The organism is Anaerofustis stercorihominis (assembly GCF_024623185.1).
GTDB lineage: Bacteria > Bacillota > Clostridia > Eubacteriales > Anaerofustaceae > Anaerofustis.
The window spans coordinates 71,942-97,430 of sequence record NZ_JANJZK010000006.1 but is presented as its reverse complement, the minus strand read 5'-3'; the positions used below and the strand labels follow the sequence as shown (position 1 = coordinate 97,430).

Annotated in this window: 25 protein-coding genes and 4 tRNA genes; 15 read left to right on the top strand and 14 right to left on the bottom strand. The window is 32.7% G+C overall.

The window, feature by feature from the left end; translation table 11 throughout:
• Window positions 1–14 precede the first annotated feature (14 nt).
• Genes NSA01_RS05160 through NSA01_RS05140 form a run of 5 tightly spaced genes read right to left on the bottom strand, consistent with a single transcriptional unit; the run spans window position 15 to window position 4,374 of the window.
• The gene (locus NSA01_RS05160) at window positions 15–281 is read right to left on the bottom strand and encodes an HPr family phosphocarrier protein (RefSeq protein WP_257480437.1); all 267 of its coding nucleotides are present in this window, start codon (window positions 279–281) and stop codon (window positions 15–17) included.
• Between the two features lie 21 nt (window positions 282–302).
• Window positions 303–1,361: a PTS fructose transporter subunit IIC gene (locus NSA01_RS05155; protein ID WP_257480436.1), complete on the bottom strand. Its 1,059-nt coding sequence runs from the start codon at window positions 1,359–1,361 to the stop codon at window positions 303–305.
• 21 nt (window positions 1,362–1,382) lie between these two features.
• Complete coding sequence (locus NSA01_RS05150; protein WP_257480435.1) at window positions 1,383–1,721, bottom strand: PTS fructose transporter subunit IIB; 339 nt, start codon at window positions 1,719–1,721, stop codon at window positions 1,383–1,385.
• Window positions 1,722–1,732: 11 nt separating this feature from the next.
• Window positions 1,733–2,203, bottom strand: a complete 471-nt coding sequence (locus tag NSA01_RS05145) for a PTS sugar transporter subunit IIA (protein ID WP_257480434.1) — start codon at window positions 2,201–2,203, stop codon at window positions 1,733–1,735.
• A 23-nt stretch (window positions 2,204–2,226) separates the two neighbouring features.
• Window positions 2,227–4,374: a BglG family transcription antiterminator gene (locus NSA01_RS05140; RefSeq protein ID WP_257480433.1), complete on the bottom strand. Its 2,148-nt coding sequence runs from the start codon at window positions 4,372–4,374 to the stop codon at window positions 2,227–2,229.
• Between the two features lie 649 nt (window positions 4,375–5,023).
• Here NSA01_RS05140 and NSA01_RS05135 point away from each other — a divergent pair.
• Both NSA01_RS05135 and NSA01_RS05130 read left to right on the top strand, forming a co-directional pair.
• Window positions 5,024–5,383: a ubiquinone biosynthesis protein COQ7 gene (locus tag NSA01_RS05135; protein WP_257480432.1), complete on the top strand. Its 360-nt coding sequence runs from the start codon at window positions 5,024–5,026 to the stop codon at window positions 5,381–5,383.
• A gap of 18 nt (window positions 5,384–5,401) precedes the next feature.
• Entirely contained in the window at window positions 5,402–6,214 is an 813-nt protein-coding gene (locus tag NSA01_RS05130) for a family 1 encapsulin nanocompartment shell protein (protein WP_257480431.1), read from the top strand.
• Window positions 6,215–6,533: 319 nt separating this feature from the next.
• On the opposite strand, the gene NSA01_RS05125 is transcribed toward NSA01_RS05130, so the two are convergent.
• The 4 genes from NSA01_RS05125 to NSA01_RS05110 form a co-directional block, all read right to left on the bottom strand.
• Window positions 6,534–6,608 (bottom strand) — tRNA-Gln (locus NSA01_RS05125).
• 6 nt (window positions 6,609–6,614) lie between these two features.
• A tRNA-His gene (locus tag NSA01_RS05120) sits at window positions 6,615–6,691 on the bottom strand.
• A 24-nt stretch (window positions 6,692–6,715) separates the two neighbouring features.
• A tRNA-Arg gene (locus tag NSA01_RS05115) sits at window positions 6,716–6,792 on the bottom strand.
• A gap of 19 nt (window positions 6,793–6,811) precedes the next feature.
• Window positions 6,812–6,885 (bottom strand) — tRNA-Gly (locus tag NSA01_RS05110).
• A gap of 288 nt (window positions 6,886–7,173) precedes the next feature.
• On the opposite strand from NSA01_RS05110, the gene asnS reads away from it, so the two are divergent.
• The 3 genes from asnS to NSA01_RS05095 are packed head-to-tail and all read left to right on the top strand — an operon-like array spanning window position 7,174 to window position 11,025.
• Window positions 7,174–8,565, top strand: a complete 1,392-nt coding sequence (asnS, locus tag NSA01_RS05105; protein WP_257480430.1) for an asparagine--tRNA ligase — start codon at window positions 7,174–7,176, stop codon at window positions 8,563–8,565.
• A 27-nt stretch (window positions 8,566–8,592) separates the two neighbouring features.
• On the top strand, window positions 8,593–9,402 hold the full coding sequence (locus tag NSA01_RS05100; protein ID WP_257480429.1) for a Cof-type HAD-IIB family hydrolase: 810 nt from the start codon (window positions 8,593–8,595) through the stop codon (window positions 9,400–9,402).
• A gap of 21 nt (window positions 9,403–9,423) precedes the next feature.
• Window positions 9,424–11,025 (top strand): Ig-like domain-containing protein, encoded by a 1,602-nt coding sequence (locus tag NSA01_RS05095; protein WP_257480428.1) that lies wholly within the window; start codon window positions 9,424–9,426, stop codon window positions 11,023–11,025.
• 154 nt (window positions 11,026–11,179) lie between these two features.
• On the opposite strand, the gene NSA01_RS05090 is transcribed toward NSA01_RS05095, so the two are convergent.
• Together NSA01_RS05090 and NSA01_RS05085 are read right to left on the bottom strand one after the other, a co-directional pair.
• On the bottom strand, window positions 11,180–12,586 hold the full coding sequence (locus tag NSA01_RS05090; protein ID WP_257480427.1) for a DUF1565 domain-containing protein: 1,407 nt from the start codon (window positions 12,584–12,586) through the stop codon (window positions 11,180–11,182).
• A 315-nt stretch (window positions 12,587–12,901) separates the two neighbouring features.
• Window positions 12,902–13,393, bottom strand: a complete 492-nt coding sequence (locus NSA01_RS05085; RefSeq protein ID WP_257480426.1) for a peptidylprolyl isomerase — start codon at window positions 13,391–13,393, stop codon at window positions 12,902–12,904.
• Window positions 13,394–13,513: 120 nt separating this feature from the next.
• Between NSA01_RS05085 and glmU the strand changes: the two genes are divergently transcribed.
• From glmU to NSA01_RS05055, 6 genes are all read left to right on the top strand, one after another.
• A complete protein-coding gene (glmU, locus tag NSA01_RS05080; protein WP_257480425.1) occupies window positions 13,514–14,878 on the top strand; it encodes a bifunctional UDP-N-acetylglucosamine diphosphorylase/glucosamine-1-phosphate N-acetyltransferase GlmU in 1,365 nt (454 codons plus the stop codon).
• Between the two features lie 108 nt (window positions 14,879–14,986).
• Window positions 14,987–15,940 carry a ribose-phosphate diphosphokinase gene (locus NSA01_RS05075; protein ID WP_257480424.1) on the top strand — a complete coding sequence of 318 codons (954 nt, stop codon included), beginning with the start codon at window positions 14,987–14,989 and terminating at the stop codon, window positions 15,938–15,940.
• 33 nt (window positions 15,941–15,973) lie between these two features.
• The gene (locus NSA01_RS05070; RefSeq protein ID WP_257480423.1) at window positions 15,974–16,786 is read left to right on the top strand and encodes a transketolase; all 813 of its coding nucleotides are present in this window, start codon (window positions 15,974–15,976) and stop codon (window positions 16,784–16,786) included.
• Window positions 16,786–17,721, top strand: a complete 936-nt coding sequence (locus tag NSA01_RS05065; protein WP_007050946.1) for a transketolase family protein — start codon at window positions 16,786–16,788, stop codon at window positions 17,719–17,721. Before NSA01_RS05070 ends, NSA01_RS05065 begins: the two co-directional genes overlap by 1 nt.
• Entirely contained in the window at window positions 17,721–18,392 is a 672-nt protein-coding gene (locus NSA01_RS05060) for a TVP38/TMEM64 family protein (protein WP_257480422.1), read from the top strand. Before NSA01_RS05065 ends, NSA01_RS05060 begins: the two co-directional genes overlap by 1 nt.
• A 10-nt stretch (window positions 18,393–18,402) precedes the next feature.
• Entirely contained in the window at window positions 18,403–20,007 is a 1,605-nt protein-coding gene (locus NSA01_RS05055) for a CTP synthase (protein ID WP_257480421.1), read from the top strand.
• 45 nt (window positions 20,008–20,052) lie between these two features.
• On the opposite strand, the gene NSA01_RS05050 is transcribed toward NSA01_RS05055, so the two are convergent.
• Both NSA01_RS05050 and NSA01_RS05045 read right to left on the bottom strand, forming a co-directional pair.
• The gene (locus NSA01_RS05050) at window positions 20,053–20,418 is read right to left on the bottom strand and encodes a hypothetical protein (RefSeq protein ID WP_257480420.1); all 366 of its coding nucleotides are present in this window, start codon (window positions 20,416–20,418) and stop codon (window positions 20,053–20,055) included.
• Between the two features lie 105 nt (window positions 20,419–20,523).
• A complete protein-coding gene (locus tag NSA01_RS05045) occupies window positions 20,524–21,492 on the bottom strand; it encodes a GntR family transcriptional regulator (RefSeq protein WP_257480419.1) in 969 nt (322 codons plus the stop codon).
• Window positions 21,493–21,991: 499 nt separating this feature from the next.
• On the opposite strand from NSA01_RS05045, the gene NSA01_RS05040 reads away from it, so the two are divergent.
• Together NSA01_RS05040 and NSA01_RS05035 are read left to right on the top strand one after the other, a co-directional pair.
• Complete coding sequence (locus tag NSA01_RS05040; RefSeq protein WP_257480418.1) at window positions 21,992–22,534, top strand: hypothetical protein; 543 nt, start codon at window positions 21,992–21,994, stop codon at window positions 22,532–22,534.
• A 1-nt stretch (window position 22,535) separates the two neighbouring features.
• On the top strand, window positions 22,536–22,772 hold the full coding sequence (locus NSA01_RS05035) for a hypothetical protein (protein WP_257480417.1): 237 nt from the start codon (window positions 22,536–22,538) through the stop codon (window positions 22,770–22,772).
• Between the two features lie 139 nt (window positions 22,773–22,911).
• Here NSA01_RS05035 and NSA01_RS05030 read toward each other — a convergent pair whose 3' ends face one another.
• Window positions 22,912–23,964: a polysaccharide deacetylase family protein gene (locus tag NSA01_RS05030; RefSeq protein ID WP_257480416.1), complete on the bottom strand. Its 1,053-nt coding sequence runs from the start codon at window positions 23,962–23,964 to the stop codon at window positions 22,912–22,914.
• A gap of 101 nt (window positions 23,965–24,065) precedes the next feature.
• On the opposite strand from NSA01_RS05030, the gene NSA01_RS05025 reads away from it, so the two are divergent.
• Window positions 24,066–24,743, top strand: coding sequence for an HAD family hydrolase (locus NSA01_RS05025; RefSeq protein WP_257480415.1), 678 nt, complete (start codon window positions 24,066–24,068; stop codon window positions 24,741–24,743).
• Between the two features lie 27 nt (window positions 24,744–24,770).
• Window positions 24,771–25,487 (top strand): HAD family hydrolase, encoded by a 717-nt coding sequence (locus NSA01_RS05020; protein WP_257480414.1) that lies wholly within the window; start codon window positions 24,771–24,773, stop codon window positions 25,485–25,487.
• The last annotated feature ends 2 nt before the right edge of the window (window positions 25,488–25,489 follow it).

The following is a 25,489-nucleotide window of genomic DNA, read 5'->3' as shown; positions in this document are numbered from 1 at the left end:
TCACTTCCTTATTTTTATTTAGGTTCATTTAAGTTATTTTCAAATAGGTATTTTATTGCATTATAAGCGTCTTTTTCATCTTCTCCGCTTATATCGATTTCCACATTTGTTCCCTTTGTGGCTCCGAGAGCAAGCACTGACATGATGCTTTTACAGTTTACGCTTATATCATTTGCTTTTATTTTTATATCCGATACGAATTTGCTTGCTTCCTGAACCAATACTTTTGCGGGTCTTGCATGTATACCCGTTTCGTTTTTTACTGTTGTTGAATATATCATAGATGTCTCCTTGGATCATGTTTAATTTATTTCGGTATTCTCTTCAAGTTGTTCTTCTTTAGGCAAGTCTTTTTTGAATAACCATACCCATAGAACGACTACCGCTGCCTGACCTAATATGCAAAGTGCAATTTTAGGAAGGGAGCTTGCCATTAAAGCTGTGAACATTCCTCCGTGCCATGCCGGGGTCGTTACTCCAAGTAGTCCGACTAAAAATCCGCCTGTGGCACCTGCCAGGATATATGCCGGAGTAAATGTTTTAAGGTCAGCCATAAAGAATGGTATTTGAAATTCCGTTATCTGACATATCCACCCCGCAAATAATCCGGGAACATTAGCTTTTTCATTTTGTGTAAATTTCTTTTTAAATAACATAACTGCTATTGCTGTGCCAAGACATCCTGATGTTGCGGAAACCATAGTTGCCGCTGCCGTTACATTGTCGCCTGCATTTATGTATATCAAAGCTAACGGTAACATTCCATAGCAGAAAGGACCTCCCATACCAAAACAGAAGCAGGCACCGAATACCGCAAGAAGCAATGGTTTATATCCTATACCTTCAACCCAAACACCGAAGTTATAGATGAGTTTCATTAAGAATGAGCATGCGGGATCAACTGCGAACTGCATTGCAATGAACATAATAAATGAAGTTATTATAGGTATGAATAATATAGATTTAGCTGAACTCATTACAGGAGGTAACTTCAAGTGTTTGATAGTATATTTTGTTACGTATCCGGCAATGATACCACCTACTACCGCTCCTAAAAATCCGCTTTCACCATTTGCTGCAAACAGCCCTACTACAAGGCCGCTTGTAAGCGCTGGTCTTCCCGCTAACCCAAAGGCTACGAACATAGCAAGTATGTAATACATCATTTTGAATAATTGATTGCCCCATGTATACATATAATAAGCCAGTCCTGTTTTTGCATCTGCCGCAGCACCTCCCGTCCAAAAGTTCGGCAGTGCCATTATTATAGCGCCTGCGATAACAACAGGGATCATATATGATATACCCGTCATCATTGCACCATACATTTCTTTTCCTAAAGTTCTTAGTTTATCTTTCATTTTACTATCCCCTTAAATAAATTATTTTTTCTTTATATCTTTATCTAAAAATCCTGCTTCAATTAAATCATCTATCATCATTTGAGGATGTTTTAAAATATTTGCATAATCGACATTTACTATTTTATCTTTATAATCATCAAACCTTTCCGCACCCATTGGAAGAACTCCGCAGCAAAGTACTATTGCGTCTGCTTCAGCAATTTCTTTTTCGCTTAATTCGTCTTCGGGACCAAGCTGACCTTGTAATTCGATATGTACATCAATCCCATATTTTTTTCCTTCTCTTTTCATGGCTTCGGCAGCCATGTATGTATGAGCTATCCCGCATGGGCATGAACTTATTCCTACAACTTTCATTTTCTTTCCTCCTAAATATTTTTATATCTGTCTTTAAATTCATTTAAAATTATATTTTTATCTTTTTCTGTCTTTAGCTTTACTAAAAACTCTTCATCTAGAAATAACCTTGTTATATTGGCAAGCATGCCTATATATTCTTTTTGTTCTGTAGACGATGGGATTGCAAGCATCAATGCAATTTCGGCTTCTTCATTATCCTCTTTATCATATATAAAAGGTTTGAATCTTATAAATGCTATCGACGGTTTTACCACGGTATCCGATTTGCCGTGAGGCACCGCCAGTCCGTTCCCCATATATGTGGAACCGGATTTTTCTCTTTTATATAACGCTTCGATGAAAGCTATTTCATTTTTTATACAACCTGCATCGTAAAACATTCCAGCCATTGTTTTAAATAAGTTGTCTTTATTTTCTATTTGTAAATCTCTTACATCTATAGTTTCAAGGCTTAAAATATTGTTGATATCCTTATCCATTGCGACCTCCTTTTTTAGTTCTGTTATTCGCTTATTATGTATTCGGTCTCAAATGCAGTTAAGACTTCCATGAATTCTTCATAAGATTTACTGCTTTTGAGTTTATCCAATATGTCTTGTTGGTCTATTAGCTTTATTAACTCAGATAATGCTTTAAAGTGTTTGTTTGATTTTGTAGCGGCAAGGGAAATCACTATGCTTACCGGGTCATAGTCTTTATTCCCGAATTCAACGGGGTTCTTTAAAGTTATAAAAGTCATGCAAGTTTTATATACATTTCCCGTTGATTTTGCATGGGGAAGAGCAAGCCCTTCAGAAATAACGACGTTGGAACCTAAGATCTCTTTTGCTTCCAGCATTTTTGCTCCGTAGTTTTTATCGACACATCCGCTTTTGTTCATTAACTCTCCGCTTAAAAGTATTGCTTCTTTAAAGTCCTTTACATCTGCATTTAACATAACATGTTCTTTCGTGGCAAATTCGCTTAATAAATGCTTATTATTATTTATGATCTTTTCTTCTTTGATAAAATATTTTTGAATTTGTCTTTCAAGTTTTTGATAGTCGTTTATAATGCAGTTTTCGGATATTATATCCATTAAATCTTCGACCACGAAGCTGTAGTTGTCCCTGTTTTTTATACCCATTTTGCTGATATGTTTTTTTATGTTTAGAATATCTTTTTCGCTTAGAAGGGGAGAGACGTATATGATAGATTCTTTGCTTCCGAATGATAAAGCAGTGGTCGAGATGACCAAGTCTATTCCTTCTTTGTTTGTATCGTTGAATTCTTCAACGGAACAAGTCTTTTCGACCATGATGTTCGGAAACTCGTTTATCAGTCTCATCTTAAGCATATTGCTTGTACCGATACCGCTTGAACATACGATTATGATTTTAAATAAATTTAACTTATTGTTTGCTCTTTTTATTTTTTCTAAAGAAGCTGCAATATGCATAGTTAGGAAACTTACTTCATCTTCGCTCAGCTTTTTACCCAAACGTTCTTCAAGATAATTACTTCCAATCTGACATGATTTAAATATCTCCGGATACATTTTTTTGATTTCGTTCTTGAGCGGATTTTTTACTTTTATATTAAAAAGTGTTCTGTGAATGGTAGAAGTTATATGCATAAGCAGGTTATCAAATAAAGTTTTATCTCCGATTAAGTCGGTACATAGGAATTCCTGGACTGTTTTTATAAATTCATCAACTAATTTCTTTTCGTCATATAAATTTATATATTTGTCTTTTTTGAGATATCTTTTGTTTTGAGAAAGCATATAGCAAAGTATATATTTCATTTCTGTACTGTTTAGATTTACTTCTGCACTTTGGTATAATAGTTTTGAGTTTTTGTCTATCCATTCTTCAACATTAAATGTTTCTTTTAATGTGATATCCTTAGAATCAAAGTTATTTAATATATAACCGTTTTTAACTCTTTTTACCGATATCAGTATATAAAAAAATATTTTTATAAAAGCATCTTCACTGAACTTTATTTGCTGCTCTGTTTCATATTTCTTTATAAAATTATTTATTATCCCGACATTTATATTTTTTGTAAAATAAGTTATAAGATTATTGTCGGATAAGTTGAATACGAGGAACTCTTTATTTTTGAATGTGTTATAAATCTTTTGAAAATCAAATTCTTTTAAGTAGGATTCTATGTATTCCAAAACTACATTTCTGTAAACAGTTTCTTCGTATTCTATCTTGGTTCCTTTTCTCGGCTTTTTTACAATCTTAATATCTCTGGCACCAAGCCAATTTTCACATTTTCTTAAATCTTTTATTACCGTCGTTTTGCTTGTGTTGGTTTTAGTCATTAAATAATCGTAAGTGATTTCTTCTTTTGCAGTTAAGAGTTCGTTTAATATAATGTTTACTCTTTCTTCTTCCGTGTAAAAATCTTCATCATTACCGAGTTTTTTTATGACTTTATAAATGTCATTGTCATTAGCATTGTCTTTGTTTATCAGCACTCCTTTATTTCTGTCTTGAATAAATTTCAGTCCGCTTGAATTAAGCGATTGTTTGATTGTTTTTAAATCTTCCCTTATTGTCCTGGTTGAAACCAGAAATTTTTTGGATAGATAGTCAATGGAAATAAATCCATTGTTTTGCAGTAAATACTTAAGTATTCCGACTTCTCTTTTCATAGCATTTCTCCGATTGTTGAATTTTAGCTATTATTTGTGTGTTTTGAATAAATATATTTATCTTCAATAACATTAAAGCACAAATGTTTATTTAATTAAATTTCAAGATATTTCAATACAAATTGCAAAAAGTATATTAATATATAATTTTATAAACCTCTTTATATACAAGGATTTTATTAACGCCAAAATAAAATATTATTAAAAATTCATTTTAAATTGAAATTTTATTTATAAATAAAATACATTCAAATAATCCTATTTGGTAGTTTGAAATAAGAAATTATCATATTAATTCTAGCATATATAATTTGAAGAATTTAACAGGAAAATAATGGATGGGATACCTTATTAGTATCTTGATATTTTAACTTTTAAATATAAAATATTAAAAATTATATTTTACAAATGTAATAAAAAAACCAAAGAAAGAAATAATAATTATTATTACAATGTCGTATTATATGTACTTAATAAACAAATACTAAAATTATATTTATAGTCGGTAATAAGATTAAAATAAAAAATTAATATTACTGATTTGATAAATAATAAAGTTGATATTGTAGGATTATTTAGTTTGGTATTAATAATATTTTTCTAAGTTATTAATATCTGTTTACGCTTATGCGTAAGAAAGGAGTTTTTTATGCCAAGTTTTGCAAACCCGTTTCAGGGAAATGTGGAAAAAAAGATGTCAAATGCGGAGTTAATGCAGGCTTTAAGGTTAGATATTGCAGCGGAATTGGAAGCTATTTTTTTATACGATGCACACTATCTTGCAACCGATGATACTGCAGCTAAAAAAGTACTGGGTGATATAAGAGACGAAGAAAAAGCCCATGTGGGAGAACTCATTACATTAATGCGTTATCTGGATCCTAAGGAAGCAGACTCATTTTTTCATGGTGAAAATGAAGTAAAGGAAATGCTGGAGGAATTGGGGATGTCCGATTCAGAAAGCGAAAAAACTATTAAACATACAGTTGGTAGTTTAAAAGAAGATTAAGAAAGGAGTGATGATTTAATGAAATATTTAGCAAGAGAAGATGCACCTTTTAGCAGTGAAGTATGGGATAAGATCGACAAAACCGTAGTGGATACCTTTAAAAGACATTTGGTTTGCAGACGTTTTTTAAGTTTGTTTGGTCCTCTCGGTGCCGGAGTAAGTTTTATTCCAATCGATTCGGTTGATAAAACAGAAGTATTATCAGAAGGTTTCGGAGAAATTGCCGGTCGTAAAATAGTTCAAATGCCTCAGTTATATGAAGATTTTTCTTTATTATGGAGAGATATGGAGCAGAGTGAAAAGAACGGATGGCCGCTCGATCTATCTGCTGCTGCTTCAGCAGCTCAAAAGGCAGCAAAAAAAGAAGATGATTTAATTCTTTTTGGAAACAAAGATTTAGGTATGGAAGGTCTTTTAAATGCAAAAGGGACTTTTGGGATAAAAAGAGGTAACTGGAAAGAAAATGAAGATGCATTCAAAGATGTTGCTCATGGTATAGCTTATCTTTCAAGCAATTGTTTTTTAGGCAGATATGCTTTGGTTCTTTCTCCCGATGTATACTTGGATCTGCAGAGGGTACAGCCGGGGATAAATATGCTGGAACTCGAACGTATATCAAAGCTTGTAGACGGAAGAGTTTATACTACAGGTGCATTTGGAACCAATAAAGCGGTATTATTATGCGTAGAACCCGAGTATATAGATTTAGCGGTTGGTGCTGATTTTGGAGTAGGGTATTTGGAACTTAAAGATTTTAATCATTATTTCAGGATTTTGGAAACTGTGACTTTAAGGATAAAAGATCCTCGTGCAATCGTTAATTTTGAATAGATTTTGAATAGATTTAATATGTTAAATTATAAAAAAGGATAAACATTTTTTAATGACTATCCTTTTTTATTTTTTTTAAGATAAATAATTTATATAATTATTTAATAGCCGATATTAACACTACCTATTATATATTATATACTTATACTTTTTATAAATTAAAAATTGATAATAAATGCTATTGATTTATTTATATATTTTAATATTTATAGAAAATAAAATATAACATTTTTTATGAAATTATTATACAAATTATTATAATCGAAAAGTGGTTTCAGACAAAAAAATAACTGTCATTATGACAGTTTGCTTTTTAATATGGCAGGGGTAGCAGGACTCGAACCTACGATCACGGAGTCAAAGTCCGTTGCCTTACCGACTTGGCTATACCCCTGTGTTTTGGGGTGAAAGATGGGATTCGAACCCACGGCCTCTGGAGCCACAATCCAGCGCTCTAACCAGCTGAGCTACAATCACCATCAAACATTCAAAGTATTTTTATGGCGCGCCTGAAGGGATTCGAACCCCTGACACACGGCTTAGAAGGCCGTTGCTCTATCCAACTGAGCTACAGGCGCATAGTGTTTAAAAATATAATGGAGCGGGTGAAGGGAATCGAACCCTCGCGACTGGCTTGGAAGGCCAGGGCTCTACCACTGAGCTACACCCGCACTTACAAATGCTAGAATAGTATACCCCAAATTTTGTAAGTTGTCAATACTTTTTAAATCTTTTTTATTTAATATTTGACTTATTTATTCCTTTATTTTATAAACATTTATGCACCATATCTGTATTTGGATAAAATGTTTTTTTCACCTTGTACATATATATTATTATATATAAATTTTTCTTTTTTATCCCTTTAAAATAAGTAATTTATAAGTATTTTTTATCTATGAATAAGTAAATTCTATGATATAATGTAAAAAGAGTATAGGGATTTAAGGAGAAATGACGTGAAAATAAATACAAAGCATTTATTTGAGAATTTTAAAAGCTATGAAAATAAAGAAATAACTATAAACGGATGGATAAAAACCATACGTTCATCCAATCAATTCGGGTTTATTGAAATAAATGACGGTACAAATTTTAAAAATGTACAAGTCGTTGTAGAAAAAGACAGCATAGATAATTATGAAGAAGTAACGAAATTTCACGCTTCCAGCGGTATAGAAGTAAACGGGGTCTTGGTTTTAACTCCGGATATGAAACAGGATTTTGAAATCAAGGCTACAAAAGTAAGGCTTTTATCAGGCAGCGACGGTTCGTATCCGCTTCAAAAGAAAAGACATTCCTTTGAATATTTAAGAGAAATCGCACATTTAAGACCAAGGGGAAATAGTTTCAATGCTGTTTTCAGGCTTCGTTCTTTGATTTCTTTTGCAATCCATGAATTTTTTCAAACTAGAGATTTTGTTTATGTTAATACTCCTCTTATAACCGCAAGTGACTGCGAAGGTGCGGGAGAGATGTTTAGGGTTACAACTCTGGACATGAAAAATCCGCCTTTAAATGAAGAAGATAATATTGATTATACAAAAGACTTTTTCGGTGCGGAGACTTATCTTACCGTTTCAGGTCAGCTTCAGGCGGAAGCTTATGCGCTTGCCTTTAAAAATGTTTATACATTCGGACCTACTTTCAGAGCGGAAAATTCAAATACACCCCGTCATGCGGCGGAATTTTGGATGGTGGAGCCGGAAATTGCTTTTGCCGATTTGAGCGACGATATGGATCTTGCGGAAGATTTAATGAAATACGTGATAAATTATGCTCTTGAAAAAGCGGGAAATGAAATAGAATTCTTTAATAAATTTGTGGATAAAGGGCTTGTTGAAAGACTTAAGGGGATATTAAATTCCACATTTAAAAGGATCACTTATACCGAAGCCATAGAAATACTAAAAAAAGCCGATGCAGAGTTTGAATATCCCGTAGAGTGGGGACTTGACCTTCAAACGGAACATGAAAGATATTTGACGGAGAAACATTTTGGTGCGCCTGTTTTTGTAACGGATTATCCAAAGGAAATAAAAGCTTTTTATATGAGGATGAATGAGGATAATAAGACTGTTGCCGCAGTGGATTTACTTGTTCCCGGTGTGGGAGAAATAATAGGCGGAAGTCAAAGAGAAGAAAGATATGATGTTTTGGTTTCCAGAATGGAAGAGCTTGGTATGAACAGTGACAGCATGGACTGGTATTTAGATCTTAGAAAGTACGGAGGAGTAAAACACGCAGGGTTTGGGCTTGGTTTTGAAAGACTTATCATGTACTTATCGGGTATGAAGAATATAAGAGACGTCATACCTTTCCCAAGAACGGTAAATAATGCAAAATTTTAGTTTAAAATAAAATAGGGGTAACAGATCATGTATAAAATTTTGGCAACGGATATAGACGGTACTTTATTTACAGATGATAAAAAAATCACGGAAAAGACCAGGAGAGCCATAAAGAAATGTGCGGATATGGGAGTATATGTAATACTTTCCAGCGGAAGATATTATAAAGGCGTTCTTCCTATTGCAGAGTCCTTGGGACTTAGTGAAAGTTATCATGTTGCGGATAACGGGATATGTTATTTCAATACTAAGGGTGAAGCTGAATTTATCAAAGTATTCGATAAGGATGAATACAAAGTACTTATAGAACATTTAAGAAAGACTTGCAAGTCTTTTGTCGTCACAAATGAAACGGGAATGTGGTATGAAACGGATGACAGAAGATGTGTAGAAACTATGCTCCCAAATAACGGAGAAGCACATTATATAAAGATGAAGGATATTTTAGATGTACCAAATCCTTTTAAGATTTGTGCTTATTATGAAACAGATGAAGAGAGAGATAATATATTAAATAGAGAATATGAAAAGATAAGCGGATGTGTATCATTTAAAGTGCTTATTGATTTTTATCCAAAAGGGGTGGATAAATATGAGACTCTGCTGGAAGTGGCAAAGAAATTAAATGTAAAAGAAGAGGAAATACTTGCCGTTGGCGACAGCGATAACGACCTTCCTATGATTGAAAATGCCAGACTTGGAGTCAGCGTGAAAAATGCAAGTGAGAATTTAAAAAATGCTAGCGATATCGTTTTGACTCAAAGTAATAACGAAGATCCTCTTTGTTATGTAATAGAAAATATAATAGAAAGAACGTTATATACGGGAATGTTCTAATTTAAAATGGGGGAATTGTTAATGAAAAAAAGATTGATTTCGTTGTTTATCGTCATGGTGATGGTTTTAAGCTTCATGCCTGTGGGGGTATTTGCTTCAAATGATGTATCTGATACAGACGGTAGTAAAATAGCTGTAAGCAGTATGAGCTTTGAAAAGAAAAGTCTTACGTATAAAGCGGGGAGTAAAGATACTTTAAAGGTAAATATATTACCTGACGGGTCAAGTCTTAGTGATGTGGAATTTATCTCCAGTAATCCAAATGTAGTAAGCGTGGATAATAATGGAAATATTGCCGCAAAGTCAAAAGGCAGTGCGGTCATTACATGTAAGGCAAAAGATGCGGATATTAGTGATACCTGCAGTATCACCGTCAGCCAGCCGGTTACTTCCGTAAAACTGAACAGAACCGGCATAAGTCTATTCCCTAAAAAGAGTTTTGTTTTAAAGGCAAGTATTTATCCTTCCAATGCAAATGACAGAAAATATAAATATACTACAAGCAATTCAAAAGTTGCTACTGTAACAAGTTCAGGCAAAGTTACTGCGAAAAGTTACGGAAGCGCATATATTTATGCCACTGCTCTTGACGGTAGCGGAAAGAAAGCTTCATGTAAAGTGAAAGTTGTTAGAGCGGTCACTAAGATAAAACTAAATAAGACTTCAGTAAAGAAAAAAATAGGAAGTAAATATCAGTTAAAAGCTAAATTATATCCAAGTAATGCTTACAATAAAAAGGTCAAGTATTATACAAGTAATAAAAATGTGGTGAAAGTTAATTCCAAAACCGGTAAACTTCATTTTGTCGGTCCTGGCAAAGCAACCATTACCTGTAAGGCTCTTGACGGGAGCGGTAAAAAAGTTAAATGTAAGGTCGTATCATTGTGTAAGAAGCCGGGTTGGTATAAAAAAAGCGGCAAGAAATATTATGCAAAGAAAAACGGAACTCTGGTTTACGGCGTAGCAAGCATAAAGGGTACGAGATATTATTTCCATCCAAAGACGGGGGTAATGCAGAAAAAGGTTTGGAAATATGTTAAGATCGGCGGAAAAAGATATAAGCTTTACTTTAATTCAAAGGGTAAACAAGCTCAGAATGTCGATAAATTAATAGGAAAACAAAAGAAATATTTGGTAACTGTAAATACTAAGACAAATACAGTCATAGTATATGCTAAAGATAAGAAGTACGGATATATAATCCCCGTAAAGGCAATGGTTTGTTCTACGGGTGTTGCTTCTTCACCTACTATAAGGGGGACTTTTAAACTTAGAAGGATAGGTAAATGGCATGAACTTATGAACAGCGTTTACGGTCAGTACTGTACACAGATTTCCGGTAATTATTTGTTCCATTCTGCATGGTACTATCAAAGGGGAAATAAAAAATCTATAAGCGTTTCTGAATATAAGAAGCTTGGAAGAAATGCTTCTCACGGATGTGTCAGACTTACCGTTGCGGATGCAAAATGGATATATGACAGATGTGCGGGTTCTACCGTAAAGGTATTTTCCACTACGAGAAAAGCACCTCTTAAGAAACCGAAAAGACCTAATCCGAGAAGAGTTTCGGGAGATAGGGGATACTGTCCTACAGACCCTGCATTTAATAAAAAGAAATAGTTAATAGGTATCTAAATATAATTTAATAAGTAAAATAAAAAAGACCTTTTATGCTAAGGTCTTTTTTTGTATTAATGGATAAGTAAGGGGCGCGGAATCTGCGCAAGCAGGCGTAGTTCCCCGTGAAGAGACGATGATAAAATGATATGTGTTTTTAATAATTTACTTTTTTAAATTTACCTTCTTTGTCTTTTGACACTTTAGTCCACTTTTTAAATGATTTGATATATTTTCCTTTGTAGTAATATTTTGATTTAGAAGCCTTTCCCTTGCTGTAATAAATATTTTTATTAAATTTCAAATTATCGCTATATTTTTTATTAAAAGGGATATAAACAATAGGAGAGTTGGAATATTTATTTGAAAATATATTATTTTTTACATTTATACCCTTTGCTTTTGATATTGTGAGTATAGCTTCCTTTTTTCCGCTGTTGATGCATTTATTTTTATACAAAGTTACATTATAAACCGTCCCCAAACTTTTTTTATATCCTCCCACTGTAATTCCATTTTCACTGCAGTCGTATACCTTATTGTTATATACTTTTATATTTTTTGTGCTGTACTTCTTTATTGGTTTTCTTTCCGAGCCGATTTCGATCCCTCCGCCGGAGTTTGTTATTTTATTGCTTTGTAGTCTGATATCTTGTCCTCCGTCTACGTAAAGACCGTAGCTTGTCGCATATTTTGACTTCTCGTTTTTTATAATATTTTTATACACAAAACATTTTCTTGGGAAATCTGCTTTTTTTGTTTTGCAGTATCCGTAATTTCCTGTTAGGTCAATACCGATATTCCCTGTTTTATTAAAATTATTTTTTATGATATTTATATTTTCATTGTTTGCGGATACTGAAATACATTCTCCCCATCCGGTATCCATATCATATAATTTATTATTATTTATAAGTATATTATTTATCTTATGTTTTCCGCTTTCTCCAAGGAGCAAAATCCCGTTTGTATATTCTTCTTTCTTTGGATTTTTAACTCTTATATTCGTAATTCTATTATTTGTTAAAATGATATGGTTTGCTCCGCTTGATAGATTGATACCTGCTATATCATTTCCTTTTGCATTTTTAATAGTAAGTCCTATTATTTTTATGTATGAAGAATTATTTAAATCTATTATTGAGCTATGTTTTTTTATGTTGGAACCGTCTATGACTACTTTTTCTTTGTTGTAATTTCTTATTGTAATATATTTGTTTCTATTCCCTTTTTTCTTTATATCAATTTTTTCTTTGTAATTACCGCTTCTTAAAACAAGGGTGTATCCTGCCTTTGTTTTGGATAATCCTTTTTTTATGGTCTTATACGGTGATGATTTTGTACCTTTATTGTTATCATCTCCATTTTTAGAAGAAACGTATATTACATTTTTTTTAGATATATCAGCTTCGCTTTTTTTATTTTCTATTACATTTATACATTTAGTTTTAAAATACTTATCTCCTCTTATCAAATCGTATAGATTTGTTTTGGCACTTACCGGAGATAAAATACTTATGCAAATCATAAATGTAAAAATAAATAATATATTTTTATTTTTCATACCTTTCCCTCTTTTCATTGATATAATTATATACCTTTATATTTGTTTTGTTATGATTTTAATAAAAAAACACCCTAAAATGATATTAAAGGTGTTTTGGTAAATTTGATTTATATATTTTTATTTAAAGTGATTTTAAAATATAAGAATTAAAACTCACTTGCAAAACAAATAAAAATCCCAATAATATAAAATGTTATTGGGATTAAACTTCAGCTTTTAAAGCATATTTGATATCATAATAAAATAATATTGATTTATTATAATATACTTGTATTAAATTATTTTTTACATAATCATATGATTAATTATATTTTAATCTTCAATAATAGTGATTTCTTTTATTTTTCTTTCTTCTTTTGGTTTGTCCATATAATCTGTCGGAGTCTCCGCTATTTTATCTAAAACGTCATATCCTTCGATAAGTTTTCCGAATGCCGCATAGTCTCCGTCTAAATGGGGAGCATTTTCGTGCATGATAAAGAACTGGCTTCCCGCGGAATTTTTATCCATACTTCTTGCCATGGATAAAACGCCTCTTTCGTGTTTTAAGTCGTTTTTAATCCCGTTGGAAGAGAACTCTCCTTTTATTGTATGTCCGGGACCACCCATTCCGTTCCCGTCGGGACATCCGCCCTGTATCATAAATCCTTTTATTACTCTATGGAATATAAGTCCGTTATAAAATCCTTTTTTAGCAAGTTTAATGAAATTGTCACATGTTATTGGTGCTATATCCTCGTAAAGCTTAGCGAGCATAATATCGCCGTCTTCCATTTCTATCTTTACTTTTGTCATTTTTTTCATTCCTTTCTTTCTATATTACAAATATTTTACCATACATAAATAAATAAAAGGAATAAATTTAAATTTTTTATGTACTTTTTCTCACTTCTTTATTATAATGTTAGCTGGTAGGTGAAAATTATGGAGAAAAGAAACGAATACGTATCGGCGTTAATCCTTGCTGGAGGGCTTGGTACGAGAATGAAATCCGATAAACCCAAAGTACTTCATGAAATATGCGGAGAAACACTTCTAAAACATGTTATTTTAAATGTGGAAGAAGCGGGTATTGAAGATATCGGAGTTGTAGTCGGATATAAAGCCGAAATGGTCAAGGAAATGACGGGAGATAAGTATAGTTACTTCCTTCAAAGTGAGCAACTCGGGACCGGACATGCAGTTATGATGGCAAGGGAATTCCTTAAAGGAAAAAAAGGAAAGATACTTGTTTTATGCGGTGACGCTCCTTTGATAAATAAAGATATCATAAATGATTTCGTTAAATATTCTTATGATAACGAACTGGATTTAGGTGTTCTTACCGCTATTTTAGACGATGCGAAGAGTTACGGCAGAATAGTTAGAAAAAACGGAAGGCTGGAAAAAATAGTCGAACTCAAAGACGCTGATAAAAATGAAGCTGAAATAAAAGAAGTAAATTCGGGGACTTACATATTTGATATAGAAAAACTTTTAAAACATTTGGATGAGCTTTCCACAAATAATGCTCAAAACGAATACTACATTACTGATATGATTGAAATATTTAAAGATAATGATTATAATGTAGATGCATTTGCCGCAAGTGAAGGTAATATTATCGAAGCTGCAAACAACAGGTATGAATTATCCAAATGTGAAGAATTGTTCAGAGAAAAAATAAATAAAGAATTGATGTTAGACGGGGTGACGATTATCGACCCTAAATCTACATATATAGACAGAAACGTTAAAGTCGGAACAGACACTGTTATTTATCCCAATACGATAATCAAAAAAGGCAGTGTTATAGGAAAAGAGAATATTATTTATTCTTCGAGAATTGAAAATAGTATAATCGGAAATAACAACAAGATAGATAACTGCGTTATTGTTGACGCAAAAGTAAATGACAACAATCAAATAGGTCCTTATGTTCATTTAAGACCGAATGCGGATATAAAAGACAATACCAGACTGGGTAATTTCGTGGAAGTCAAAAACTCTTCTATCGGAAACGGCACTAAGGTAAGTCATCTTACATATATCGGAGACGGCGATATAGGAGAGAATACCAATGTTGGGTGCGGAGTAGTATTCGTAAACTATGACGGTAAAAAGAAATATCGTACAAAAGTTGGGGATAACTGTTTTGTAGGGTGTAATGTAAACCTTGTTGCACCTATAAATATAGATGATAATGTTTATATTGCAGCAGGCTCCACACTTACTGATGACGTTGAAAAAGACTCTCTTGCAATTGCAAGGAGCAGACAGACAGTAAAAAAAGGATACAAAAAAAAATAAAAAGTTATTACATTACAATTTAAAAACAAATCAAATTTTGCTATAATAAGTTTATAAATAGTTTAGTCACTATTTTAATAAAATATAAAATATAATGGGGAGTAGAAAATGATAGAATCTTTTTCAGACATTTGTTTACTTGCAGGTAATTCAAATAAGGCTTTGGCACAAGAAATAGCAGACAATTTAGCATTACCTCTATGTTCGGCAAAAATCGGTAAATTCTCTGACGGAGAAATCAATGTAACAATCAATGAATCAGTTAGAGGAAGAGACGTTTTTGTCATTCAATCTTTATGTTATCCGGTCAATGATAATTTAATGGAATTATTAATAATAATAGATGCGCTTAAGAGAGCTTCTGCCGGAAGGATTAACGTTGTTATGCCTTACTACGGCTATGCAAGACAAGATAGAAAGGAAAAGGGAAGAGTTCCTATCACAGCCAGATTGGTTGCTGATATGCTGACTACTGCCGGTGCTGACAGAGTTATTTCTATCGACCTGCATGCAGACCAAATTCAAGGGTTCTTTAACATACCATTTGACAGATTATACGGTAGACCAATTATCGCCGATTACATCCTTTCCGAAAATGAAAGTATGGATAATGTGGTCGTTGTGTCTCCTGACGCAGGAAGCGTTAAACGTTCAAGAAAGTTAGCGGAATATTTAAATGTTCCTTTAGCAATAATAGATAAGAGAAGACCAAAGGATAATGTTGCGGAAGTAATGAACGTTATCGGGGAAGTAAGAGGAAAGAAAGTCATTATGATCGACGATATGATAGATACCGGAGGTACTATCGTAGGTGCGGCCAATGCTTTGGAACAGCTCGGTGCAAGTAAGATAATTTGTGCTTGTACTCACCCTGTATTATCGGGTCCGGCGGTAGAAAGAATTGAAAACTCGGCTATTGACAGATTGATAGCTACAAATACTATCCCATTAACAGCTGATAAGAAAATTGACAAGATTACGGTGTTATCTGTTGCGCCTTTACTTGCTAAGGCAGTAAAGATAATCCATACCGGTAAATCTATTAGCTCAATTTTTTCATAAAAAATATTATATTTTGAAAGGAAATGAAGAATTATGGATTTAAAAACAATTGCTAATAATGTCAGAGTCGGCATTATTACAGAAGTAGCTGCTGCACAAAGCGGACATCCAGGCGGATCTTTATCAAGTGCCGATATCGTTACATATCTTTACTTTGAAGCTATGAATATCGATAAAGACAATCTTGACGATCCAAACAGAGATAAATTTATTTTAAGTAAAGGACATGCATCACCTGTTTTATATGCTGCTCTTGCTGAAAAAGGAATTATTGAAAGAGATGAACTTAAGACATTCAGAAAAATCAATACTAGACTTCAAGGTCACCCTGCAATCAATAAATGCCCGGGCGTTGATATGACAGCGGGTTCATTGGGACTTGGTTTCCCTGTAGCTGCCGGTCTTGCTTTAGGTAACAAATTAGACGGTAAAGATTCTACTGTTTATACCTTGGTTGGAGACGGTGAAATCCAAGAAGGTACTATCTGGGAAGCTGCAATGGCTGCAAGTCATTACAAACTTGATAACTTAATCGTATATGTAGATAACAATAATCTACAAATCGACGGACCTATAACAGACGTTATGTCTCCATACCCAATCGATGAAAAATTCGCTGCATTCGGTTTCAATGTAATCAATGTAGATGACGGACATGACTTTGACAAATTAAGAAAAGCTAACGAAGAAGCTAAAGCTTGTAAAGGAAAACCTAGTGTAATTATTTGTAAGACAGTAAAAGGTAAAGGTGTTTCATTCATGGAAAACCAAGTTGGTTGGCATGGAAAAGCTCCTAGTGAAGAACAAGCTAAAGAAGCTATTGAAGAATTAGGAGGTTGGAAATAATGAGTAATATTGCTACTAGAGAATCTTACGGAAACGCCGTAACAGAACTTGGTAAAGAAAATTCTAACATCGTTGTATTAGATGCCGATCTAGCCGGAGCTACAAAATCAGGCGTATTTAAAAAAGCATTCCCTGAAAGACATTTTAATGCTGGTATTGCTGAAATGGACATGGTATGTTTAGCTGCCGGTTTATCCCTTGCAGGTAAAATCCCATTCGTATCTACTTTTGCTGTATTTGGTACAGGAAGAGCTTACGATGCAGTAAGAAACGCTGTATGTTATCCAAAATTAAATGTTAAACTTGCTTTGACACATGCCGGACTTACAGTAGGTGAAGACGGTGCTACTCACCAAATGTTAGAAGATATCGCTCTTATGAACGCTCTTCCTAACATGACAGTTATCGTTCCTGCCGATGATACAGAAGCTAAACAAGTAGTTAAAGCTGCTGCGGAAATCGACGGTCCTGTATTTATGAGATTTGCAAGAGCTGCTACACCTGTAGTTTTCGGTGATGATTATAAATTTGAAGTTGGTAAAGCTGCAACAATCAAAGAAGGCGACGATGTAACATTGATTGCTTGCGGTATCATGGTTCAAAAAGCTATCGAAGCAGCTGAAGAACTTAAAAAAGACGGTATCAATGCGAGAGTTATCAACATGGCTACAATCAAGCCTCTTGACAAAGCTGCTGTTGTTAAAGCTGCAAAAGAAACAGGTGCTATCGTTACTTGTGAAGAACATTCTGTTTATGGTGGTCTCGGAAGCGTTGTATCTCAGGCACTTAGTGAAGAATGTCCTGTTCCGATGGAATATGTAGCTGTTCAGGATACATTCGGTGAAAGCGGTACTCCCGATGCATTATTAGCTAAATACCATATTGATACTCCGGATATCATTGAAGCTGCTAAAAAAGCTGTTGGAAGAAAATAATGAATAAAAAACGAATTGCGGGAATAACTCTCTTAGTAATAAGTATAGGATTATTGATTGCATTCGTTATTAACAAGGTGGGGTTTGATTTTTTTACAAACCCCACAAGATTAAAGGCGTTCATTTCCGGTTTTGGTGTATGGGCTCCTTTAGTTTTTTTTAGTTTGCAGTTTTTACAGGTTATTATTGCTCCGATACCGGGTAACGTTCTTGGTGTTGTCGGAGGAGGGCTGTTTGGTTTTGTAAACAGTCTTATACTCAACGGACTTGCGATATATCTCGGAAGTATGGTCATGTTTGCCCTTGGTAAACATTTCAGTGAGAAGGTCGCTCTTAAGTTTGTTGAAAAGGAAACTTATGACCATTATTTAAAAATAGTGTCCGGTAAAAAAGGTAAACTGAGTTTATTTTTAGCATTTTTACTTCCGTTTTTTCCCGATGATGCCTTATGTTTGATAGCGGGAAGCAGTAATCTTTCATATAAGGAATTTATTGTTTTTTTATTGCTTGCGAGAACACCCGGGATACTATACCCCGGTCTTTTAGGTGCGGGGCTTATCGGTAAGGATTTTAAAATGTTAGTTGCAATAAGTTTACTTTATGGTATCATATTATTTGTAGTATACCTATTTAGAAATAAATTAATAAAAGATGATGTAATCGATGAGTAAGGAGTTAATTATGCAACCATATTATATTTTCGTAACAGGCGGAGTAGTTTCATCACTTGGTAAAGGAATAACTGCGGCAAGTTTAGGAAGATTACTTAAAGCAAGAGGGGTTAATGTATTCATTCAAAAATTAGACCCATATTTAAATTTTGACCCGGGAACGATGTCTCCATTCCAGCATGGGGAAGTTTTTGTGACCGAAGATGGTGCAGAGACTGACTTGGACCTTGGTCATTATGAAAGATTTATAGATATAAATTGTTCGAATAAAAGTAATATAACGACAGGTAAGATTTACTGGTCTATCATATCTAAGGAAAGAAAAGGTGATTTCCTCGGAGGGACTGTTCAGGTAATACCTCATATCACCAATGAAATAAAAGATTTCATTAAAGCCGCAGGAGAAGAATCCGGGGCGGATGTTGTAATAAGTGAGATAGGCGGGACCGTTGGGGATATAGAAAGCCAGCCTTTCCTTGAAGCTATAAGACAGATGAAAGGTGACTGTCCGGGCAGAGTATTATACATACATGTTACACTGCTTCCTTACCTTGGAAAAGCAATGGAACTTAAAACAAAACCTACACAGCATTCGGTCAAAGAACTTAGAAGTATCGGTATCCAGCCTAATATCATAGTTCCGAGAAGTGAACTGCCTGTATCGGAATCTATCAAAGAAAAGATAGCGTTATTCTGTGACGTTCCTAAGGAAGCCGTAATCCCTAACTATGATGCTGAAACTTTATATGAAGTACCGATGTCTCTTGAAGATGAAGGTCTTGCCGATTATGTCATCAAATGTTTAAATATACCAGCAAAAGAACTTGATCTTTCCGAATGGGAGCAAGTCGTTGATAAGGTTAAATCTATAAACAAGAAAGTTAAGATTGCCCTTGTAGGTAAATATGTTTCTTTAAGAGACGCTTATTTATCCGTTGCGGAAGCATTGTATCACGGCGGTATAGAAAATGAAGCCGAAGTTGAGATAGACTGGATCGATTCCGAAGAAATAACTAAAGATAACGTTGAAGATAAATTAAAAGACGTAAACGGTATTATCGTTCCCGGCGGGTTCGGAACAAGAGGTGTCGAAGGAAAACTTCTTGCCGCTAAATATGCAAGAGAAAATAAAGTTCCTTACTTGGGACTTTGTCTTGGAATGCAGGTTGCCGTAATAGAATTTGCAAGAAATGTTCTTGGAATAAAAGACGCAACCAGTTCTGAATTTGATGAAAACACAAAAAATCCTGTTATAGACTTAATGCCGGAACAAAAAGATATAGATAATAAAGGCGGAACGATGAGACTTGGTGCTTATCCTTGTGATTTAAAAGAAGGGACAAAAGCATACGAAGCATACGGGGAAGAACATATTTCCGAAAGACATCGTCATAGATATGAAGTAAACAACGAATACAGAGATAAGCTTGAAGAAGCGGGAATGATCATCTCCGGTATATCACCAAGCAGAGTATTGGTTGAAATGGTTGAAATCAAAGATCATCCTTGGTATGTTGCTACTCAGGCACATCCTGAATTTAAAAGCAGACCTAACAGAGCACATCCTTTGTTCAGAGAATTTGTAAAACATGCTTTGGAAAACAATGAAAAATAAAAAGAGCATTTTAATGCTCTTTTTTTGTGTAATAAAATATTGTTATTATGGAATAAGAATACCTTCAGCCTCTTTTATATTATTTATTTCTATCATATATTTACGAACAGCTTTTAAAATCAATCGGAAACAATCTTCCATTTCGAATGCGAAGCTGTCATAATCTTTCTTTTTTAAATAATAACAAGCTTGTAAACTTTTTTTATTTAGCTTGCATATACTTTGAGTTTTATTATTGTATAAAGATAAGTAGTATCCCCATTCGATTACTTTATTTGTTTGTATAAGTATTTCTTTAAGTGGTTTCAAATCAGTTTTATTGATTATTTCATTCAATATGTTATCAAATGATATGTTATCTACGTCTTTTGCTTTATCTGTCAGTATATTGATTTCTTCATCGGTGAACATTTTTGCAGCTCTTTTTGAGGAAACGCCAATTATCAATATCATTAACTGAAGTGCATATAAATATAATAATGAGTTTCTTTTTTCTACCGGGTTTTTATTTGCTTCTTAGATGTATAATTCATTAGGTGTTAATACTAAAGTTCCTTTTCCGTTTATGGTTTTAGTAAATTTTATTTTGTTTAGTACTAATAGAGCTTTACGTATCGTAGAAACAGAAGCATTATACTCTTTTGCCAAAATTGCTTCGGAAGGTAAAAAGGTATTATGAGGATATATGCCCCTTCCGATTTTATCTATTAAATCTTGTGTTATTTGTCTATATCTGAAATCCTTACCTCTTCTTATATCCCATGAAAAACTTCCTGTTTGTTCAGGCATATCATTTGTTGTCTGTTCTAATTTTTTTAAACTATATTTTATTATTGAATATACCTCATTATAAATTTGTTTGAAATCTTCATTTCGTTTATATGAATCTCTTAAATTCAATGCGGTAGCTAAATGTTTTATATCAGGGATATTATCTCTAATACATATCCCCGTATAAGTTTTTTGTTCTTCTGCAAAAAAGCTTAGGTAGCTGTGAAGTTCAAAGTTATTATATAAATCTGAAAATAAAGGATTACCGCTGTGTTTTAAAATATCCAGATAAATATTTGATATTATTCTCCATTCTTCAGGTGGAAGTGCTCTTTTTTTGATTTTTTCAATTTGAATATAATTTGGTAATAGATTTATTGAGTCCAATCCTTTTGCCGAAAATGTAAGAATAGCCGGTAAAATCAAAGACATTGTTTCATATATTTGTAATAGGATATCACGATGAGATAATATTTTTTTCGTTAATGTATTGTTTTTATTAGTATTATAAATAACTTTTGGAGTTTTTCTCGGTTCTATAACAATGAGTCCTTCTTCTTTTAGCTTACTGAGAACATTATTTATCGTATAAATACTCACTTGAAATTCATCACATAGTTTTCTTGAAGATGATAGATGATTGCCTTTTGGGATTACACCGCTTATTATTTTTTCTTTTAAATTTCTATATACATAATCAAACTTTGTTTCCATATTATAAATCCTTTTTTATTATATTATATCACAAATTTAATAAACCTATATGGTTACCTTTGCAAATAGGTATTGTTTTTTATCTTTTAAATTTTATAAAATATTTTGTGAAATCAATAATATTGGTAAGAAGTTTTGGTGAGGAGCGGGGTGAAGCCCCGAAGAGGTGGTAGTGCATAGCCCTGCAAAAAAGTTTTATTTAAAAAGCCTTCGGGCTTCACTTGAAATAATCTTAGCAAAAGGGACAGAGCAAGTTATTTTGTTACTATAAGTTTACTTTTAGTAACAAAAATGATATTTAAAAAGTGCAGGATAAAAACATATAAAATGAAATAAAAAAATAAATATTGACACAAATTAATTAAATTATGTATCAATATCTGAAATTTAAAGGTATTAAGATTAATAAACTAAAAGTAAACATTTTGTTTTAAAACGTAAATTTTTTTTATCTTTATCGATATTAATTTAGTTCAGTAATATAAAGGAGTGAATATTTTTGGATAAGAAATATTTAATTCAAAAAACAAATTTACATTCTTTCCATTCGGAAGAAATACCCCCAAACGGCAGGATTTTTATGTTAAAAATAAAAGATTTAAATAACGGATATCCAAAGGGGATTATACATAATTTATTTTTTATTGAACCTTATACTTTTTTGGGTTTTGACGATGCGATTTTAAAGATAAATCAAATGATGGACATACTTAATAATCCTCAGTCATTTACTAAGCTTAGGACTTTTTTTGATAAAGAATATAAGCATACTAAAAAATTTTATGATAAATGGTTAAGTGAAGGTAAAGAAAAAAACAATTATACTCAATATTGGGATCCTAAATCGTTAAAACCAAATAAAAAAGATATTATTGTTTTTTATATAAATGTTATTTACAGACGTAATAGCAGCTGGCAGGGGGAAGTTATTTGGAAAGGACATAGAAAAGTAGCTTTTAGAAGTGTACTGGAGCTTCTTAATTTAATTCGTTCGGCAATTTTAAATGATAAATACTTAGTGAAACTTAAGGAGCAGTATTGATATGAAGGAGAAAAGCTATTTGGGTTTATTGGAAAATCTATCATTTAAAGTCGGATGTATGTATTTATCCGATTTAAGATATAATGAAAATTTATATAATATACAACACGAGTTGAGAAGTATTGATCCTAATATTTATAGTTTAAAGGAATGGAACGATGCGGTAAATTATATTACCGGGGAGAGATATGAATTTGATAATGTTAATGAAGCATTGGATTTTTTAATAAGTATTTAAAATAAGATATATATTTTAAATGAATATTTAGATAATTGGTAATTTAAAAATGAATATTTATAAAACCTGTATTATCAAAAATTAATTATCTTTTGAATATAAAAAGCACCTTTTTAGGTGCTTTTTATATTTATTCTTTTTATTTAGCCGGAGCAAATTTCACAGGTCTATTTAAATTGTCTACAGTGTCAAAAGTATATCCTTGTTTTTTTAGCGTTTTTATTACATGGTCAAGACCTTTTGGCAAAGCTGTATTTCTATCAAATACGTGCATAAGTACAACTACTTCGTCATTCCATTTTGCCTGCTTTATAATCCTGTTATATTGTTTCTTAGGCATTTTTGCGTCGACATCATCGGGAAATGCGTTCCAATCTACATAATCGTATCCATGGGCTTTTGTTAATTTAATAGCTTTTTTTATTACTTTTTTACCTCCGTATGAGAAGGAAATAGTATTGTTTGTTCCTCCGGGGAAACGGAAGATCCTGCAATCATATCCGGTGGCTTTTAAAAAGTTGATCCTGTTTTTTTCTAAATCTTTAAGGAAAGCTTTTGGACTCTTATATACTTTTTTATAATCGTGGGAATAAGTATGAAGTGCAAGTAAATGCCCTTCTTTCACGATTTCTTTTATAACTTTTTTACCATCATTATCTTTGGCACCGTTAAAGAAGAATGTGGCTTTTATATTATTTTTCTTTAGAACCTTTAATACTTTATAAGTCATCTGTGTTGGTCCGTCATCAAAAGTGAGATATATTTTTTTCAGTTTTCTTGATTTAATATCGTTTTTGTTTACTTCTCCTATGGTAAACAAGTCGTTATTTATATTTGTCATAGAGGATAATAATTCTGAAACACTGAATTTATTGGTATTCGCATATGAGATAATATCTTTATTTCCCTTAGTTTTTATGATTTTGATTTTTTTGTTATCATCTATATATCCAGCTAGTTTACCTCTTGAATCATATACCTTGCAGACAGTTTTTGTTAAAGCATTATCCTCTTTATTTTTTGAATATTTAATAGGTTCTTTTGTATCGTCAGATGATACTAAAGTATTTTCATTTTTGTTTTGTATATTTTCATTAGCTTTGCTATAATTATTAACAGGTGATATATTTAAAGTTACAAGTAACATTAATATATATATTAAAGAAAATAGGATTGTTAAATTTTTATTCATTGATGTATTTATATCTTCATTCATAACTTTATTATTATACCAAAAGAATGACAAATTAAATATAATTTCACTAAATTTTTTATTAAGATTAGGAGTAAAAAATGGAAAATATCAAAGCTGCGATTTTTGATTTGGACGGAACTATAATCAATACTTTAACTGACCTTGCAAATGCGGGAAACTCTGTTTTAAAAAAGAACGGATTTCCTATTCATGATGTTGAAAAATATAGATTTTTTGTTGGGAGCGGTATAAGGAATTTATGCATTAGAATTCTTCCCGAAGATAAAAAAAATGATGAAGAATGGATTTTAAAAATTTTTAATGAGTTTAATGATTATTACGCAAAGCACTATATGGATAATACATGTGCTTATGACGGTATTGAAGAAATGCTTGATAATTTGATTGAAAAAGGTATAAAGGTCGCAGTTCTTACGAATAAAGGACATGAATTTACTGTTCCTATGTTAAAAAAAGTCTTTGGTGATTATCCTTTTAGCGTGATTTTAGGAAAAACCGATAAGTATCCGGTCAAGCCAAGCAGAGAATGTATCATGCATGTTATCAATGAACTTGATGTAAAAAGCAGTGAATGCATATACATAGGTGACAGCAACGTGGATATGAAAACTGCCATAAACGGGGATATAGAAAATATAATAGGTGTAAGCTGGGGGTTCAGACCCGTAGAAGAATTAAAAGAAGCCGGAGCAAAATATATAGTAAACTCTCCGAAGGAAATAATCGATATAGTAAATAATTTAAATGAACAATAAAATATATAAAATCAAAGGAGAAATATTATGATAAAAGCAGCCGTTTTTGATTTTGACGGGACATTAATGGACACTTTGGTTGATACAGCTCTTTGTATCAATCATGTACTAAAAAATCATGGGTTCGATGAGGTTCCCATAGACGAGTACAAGAATATTTTCGGAGGAAGCTGTTACGACATGATAAATCTTGTAACTCCGAAAACCATGAACGACCCTGTGCTTTTGCATGAAATGGACGTGGAAGTTCAATATCATTACTCAAAACATTATAATGAAAACTGCAAACCGTATAAAAATATCAGACATGCCATAAGGGCTCTCAGAAAAAATAATATAGATATATGTGTTATAACCAACAAGCCTTCAAGGTTATTGATACCTTTATTAAATGAATTTTTTTCTGATATCGAATTTAAACACATAATAGCAGCAGATTCCGGATTTCCTTTAAAACCAAATCCCGCTTCATGCAATCAGTTAATGCAGACTCTTGATATTCACCATGATGAAGTAGTGTTTATAGGGGACAGTGAAGTGGATATACAAATCGCTAAAAATGCAAGAGCCTTTTCTATCGGCTGCGGCTGGGGCTTCAGAGGCGGTGAATCTCTTATAAAGGCAGGCGCCGATTATGTTATCCACGAGCCTATGAATGTCGTTGAAGTTGTGAATATCCTCAATAAACGTTCACTTAAGGATATTATGGAAGAAGCTAAGCTGATACTTAAAATGCTTAAATAGGA

Coding starts and splice junctions, on each gene's coding strand:
- NSA01_RS05025 (WP_257480415.1), top strand. CDS start 24,066: ATGGAAAATATCAAAGCTGCGATTTTTGATTTGGACGGAACTATAATC.
- NSA01_RS05020 (WP_257480414.1), top strand. CDS start 24,771: ATGATAAAAGCAGCCGTTTTTGATTTTGACGGGACATTAATGGACACT.
- NSA01_RS05090 (WP_257480427.1), bottom strand. CDS start 12,586: ATGAAAAATAAAAATATATTATTTATTTTTACATTTATGATTTGCATA.
- NSA01_RS05065 (WP_007050946.1), top strand. CDS start 16,786: ATGAGTAATATTGCTACTAGAGAATCTTACGGAAACGCCGTAACAGAA.
- NSA01_RS05055 (WP_257480421.1), top strand. CDS start 18,403: ATGCAACCATATTATATTTTCGTAACAGGCGGAGTAGTTTCATCACTT.
- NSA01_RS05075 (WP_257480424.1), top strand. CDS start 14,987: ATGATAGAATCTTTTTCAGACATTTGTTTACTTGCAGGTAATTCAAAT.
- NSA01_RS05085 (WP_257480426.1), bottom strand. CDS start 13,393: ATGAAAAAAATGACAAAAGTAAAGATAGAAATGGAAGACGGCGATATT.
- NSA01_RS05150 (WP_257480435.1), bottom strand. CDS start 1,721: ATGAAAGTTGTAGGAATAAGTTCATGCCCATGCGGGATAGCTCATACA.
- NSA01_RS05160 (WP_257480437.1), bottom strand. CDS start 281: ATGATATATTCAACAACAGTAAAAAACGAAACGGGTATACATGCAAGA.
- glmU (WP_257480425.1), top strand. CDS start 13,514: ATGGAGAAAAGAAACGAATACGTATCGGCGTTAATCCTTGCTGGAGGG.
- NSA01_RS05100 (WP_257480429.1), top strand. CDS start 8,593: ATGTATAAAATTTTGGCAACGGATATAGACGGTACTTTATTTACAGAT.
- NSA01_RS05060 (WP_257480422.1), top strand. CDS start 17,721: ATGAATAAAAAACGAATTGCGGGAATAACTCTCTTAGTAATAAGTATA.
- NSA01_RS05145 (WP_257480434.1), bottom strand. CDS start 2,203: ATGGATAAGGATATCAACAATATTTTAAGCCTTGAAACTATAGATGTA.
- NSA01_RS05070 (WP_257480423.1), top strand. CDS start 15,974: ATGGATTTAAAAACAATTGCTAATAATGTCAGAGTCGGCATTATTACA.
- NSA01_RS05030 (WP_257480416.1), bottom strand. CDS start 23,964: ATGAATAAAAATTTAACAATCCTATTTTCTTTAATATATATATTAATG.
- NSA01_RS05130 (WP_257480431.1), top strand. CDS start 5,402: ATGAAATATTTAGCAAGAGAAGATGCACCTTTTAGCAGTGAAGTATGG.
- NSA01_RS05095 (WP_257480428.1), top strand. CDS start 9,424: ATGAAAAAAAGATTGATTTCGTTGTTTATCGTCATGGTGATGGTTTTA.
- NSA01_RS05155 (WP_257480436.1), bottom strand. CDS start 1,361: ATGAAAGATAAACTAAGAACTTTAGGAAAAGAAATGTATGGTGCAATG.
- NSA01_RS05140 (WP_257480433.1), bottom strand. CDS start 4,374: ATGAAAAGAGAAGTCGGAATACTTAAGTATTTACTGCAAAACAATGGA.
- NSA01_RS05135 (WP_257480432.1), top strand. CDS start 5,024: ATGCCAAGTTTTGCAAACCCGTTTCAGGGAAATGTGGAAAAAAAGATG.
- NSA01_RS05050 (WP_257480420.1), bottom strand. CDS start 20,418: ATGTTCACCGATGAAGAAATCAATATACTGACAGATAAAGCAAAAGAC.
- NSA01_RS05035 (WP_257480417.1), top strand. CDS start 22,536: ATGAAGGAGAAAAGCTATTTGGGTTTATTGGAAAATCTATCATTTAAA.
- NSA01_RS05045 (WP_257480419.1), bottom strand. CDS start 21,492: ATGGAAACAAAGTTTGATTATGTATATAGAAATTTAAAAGAAAAAATA.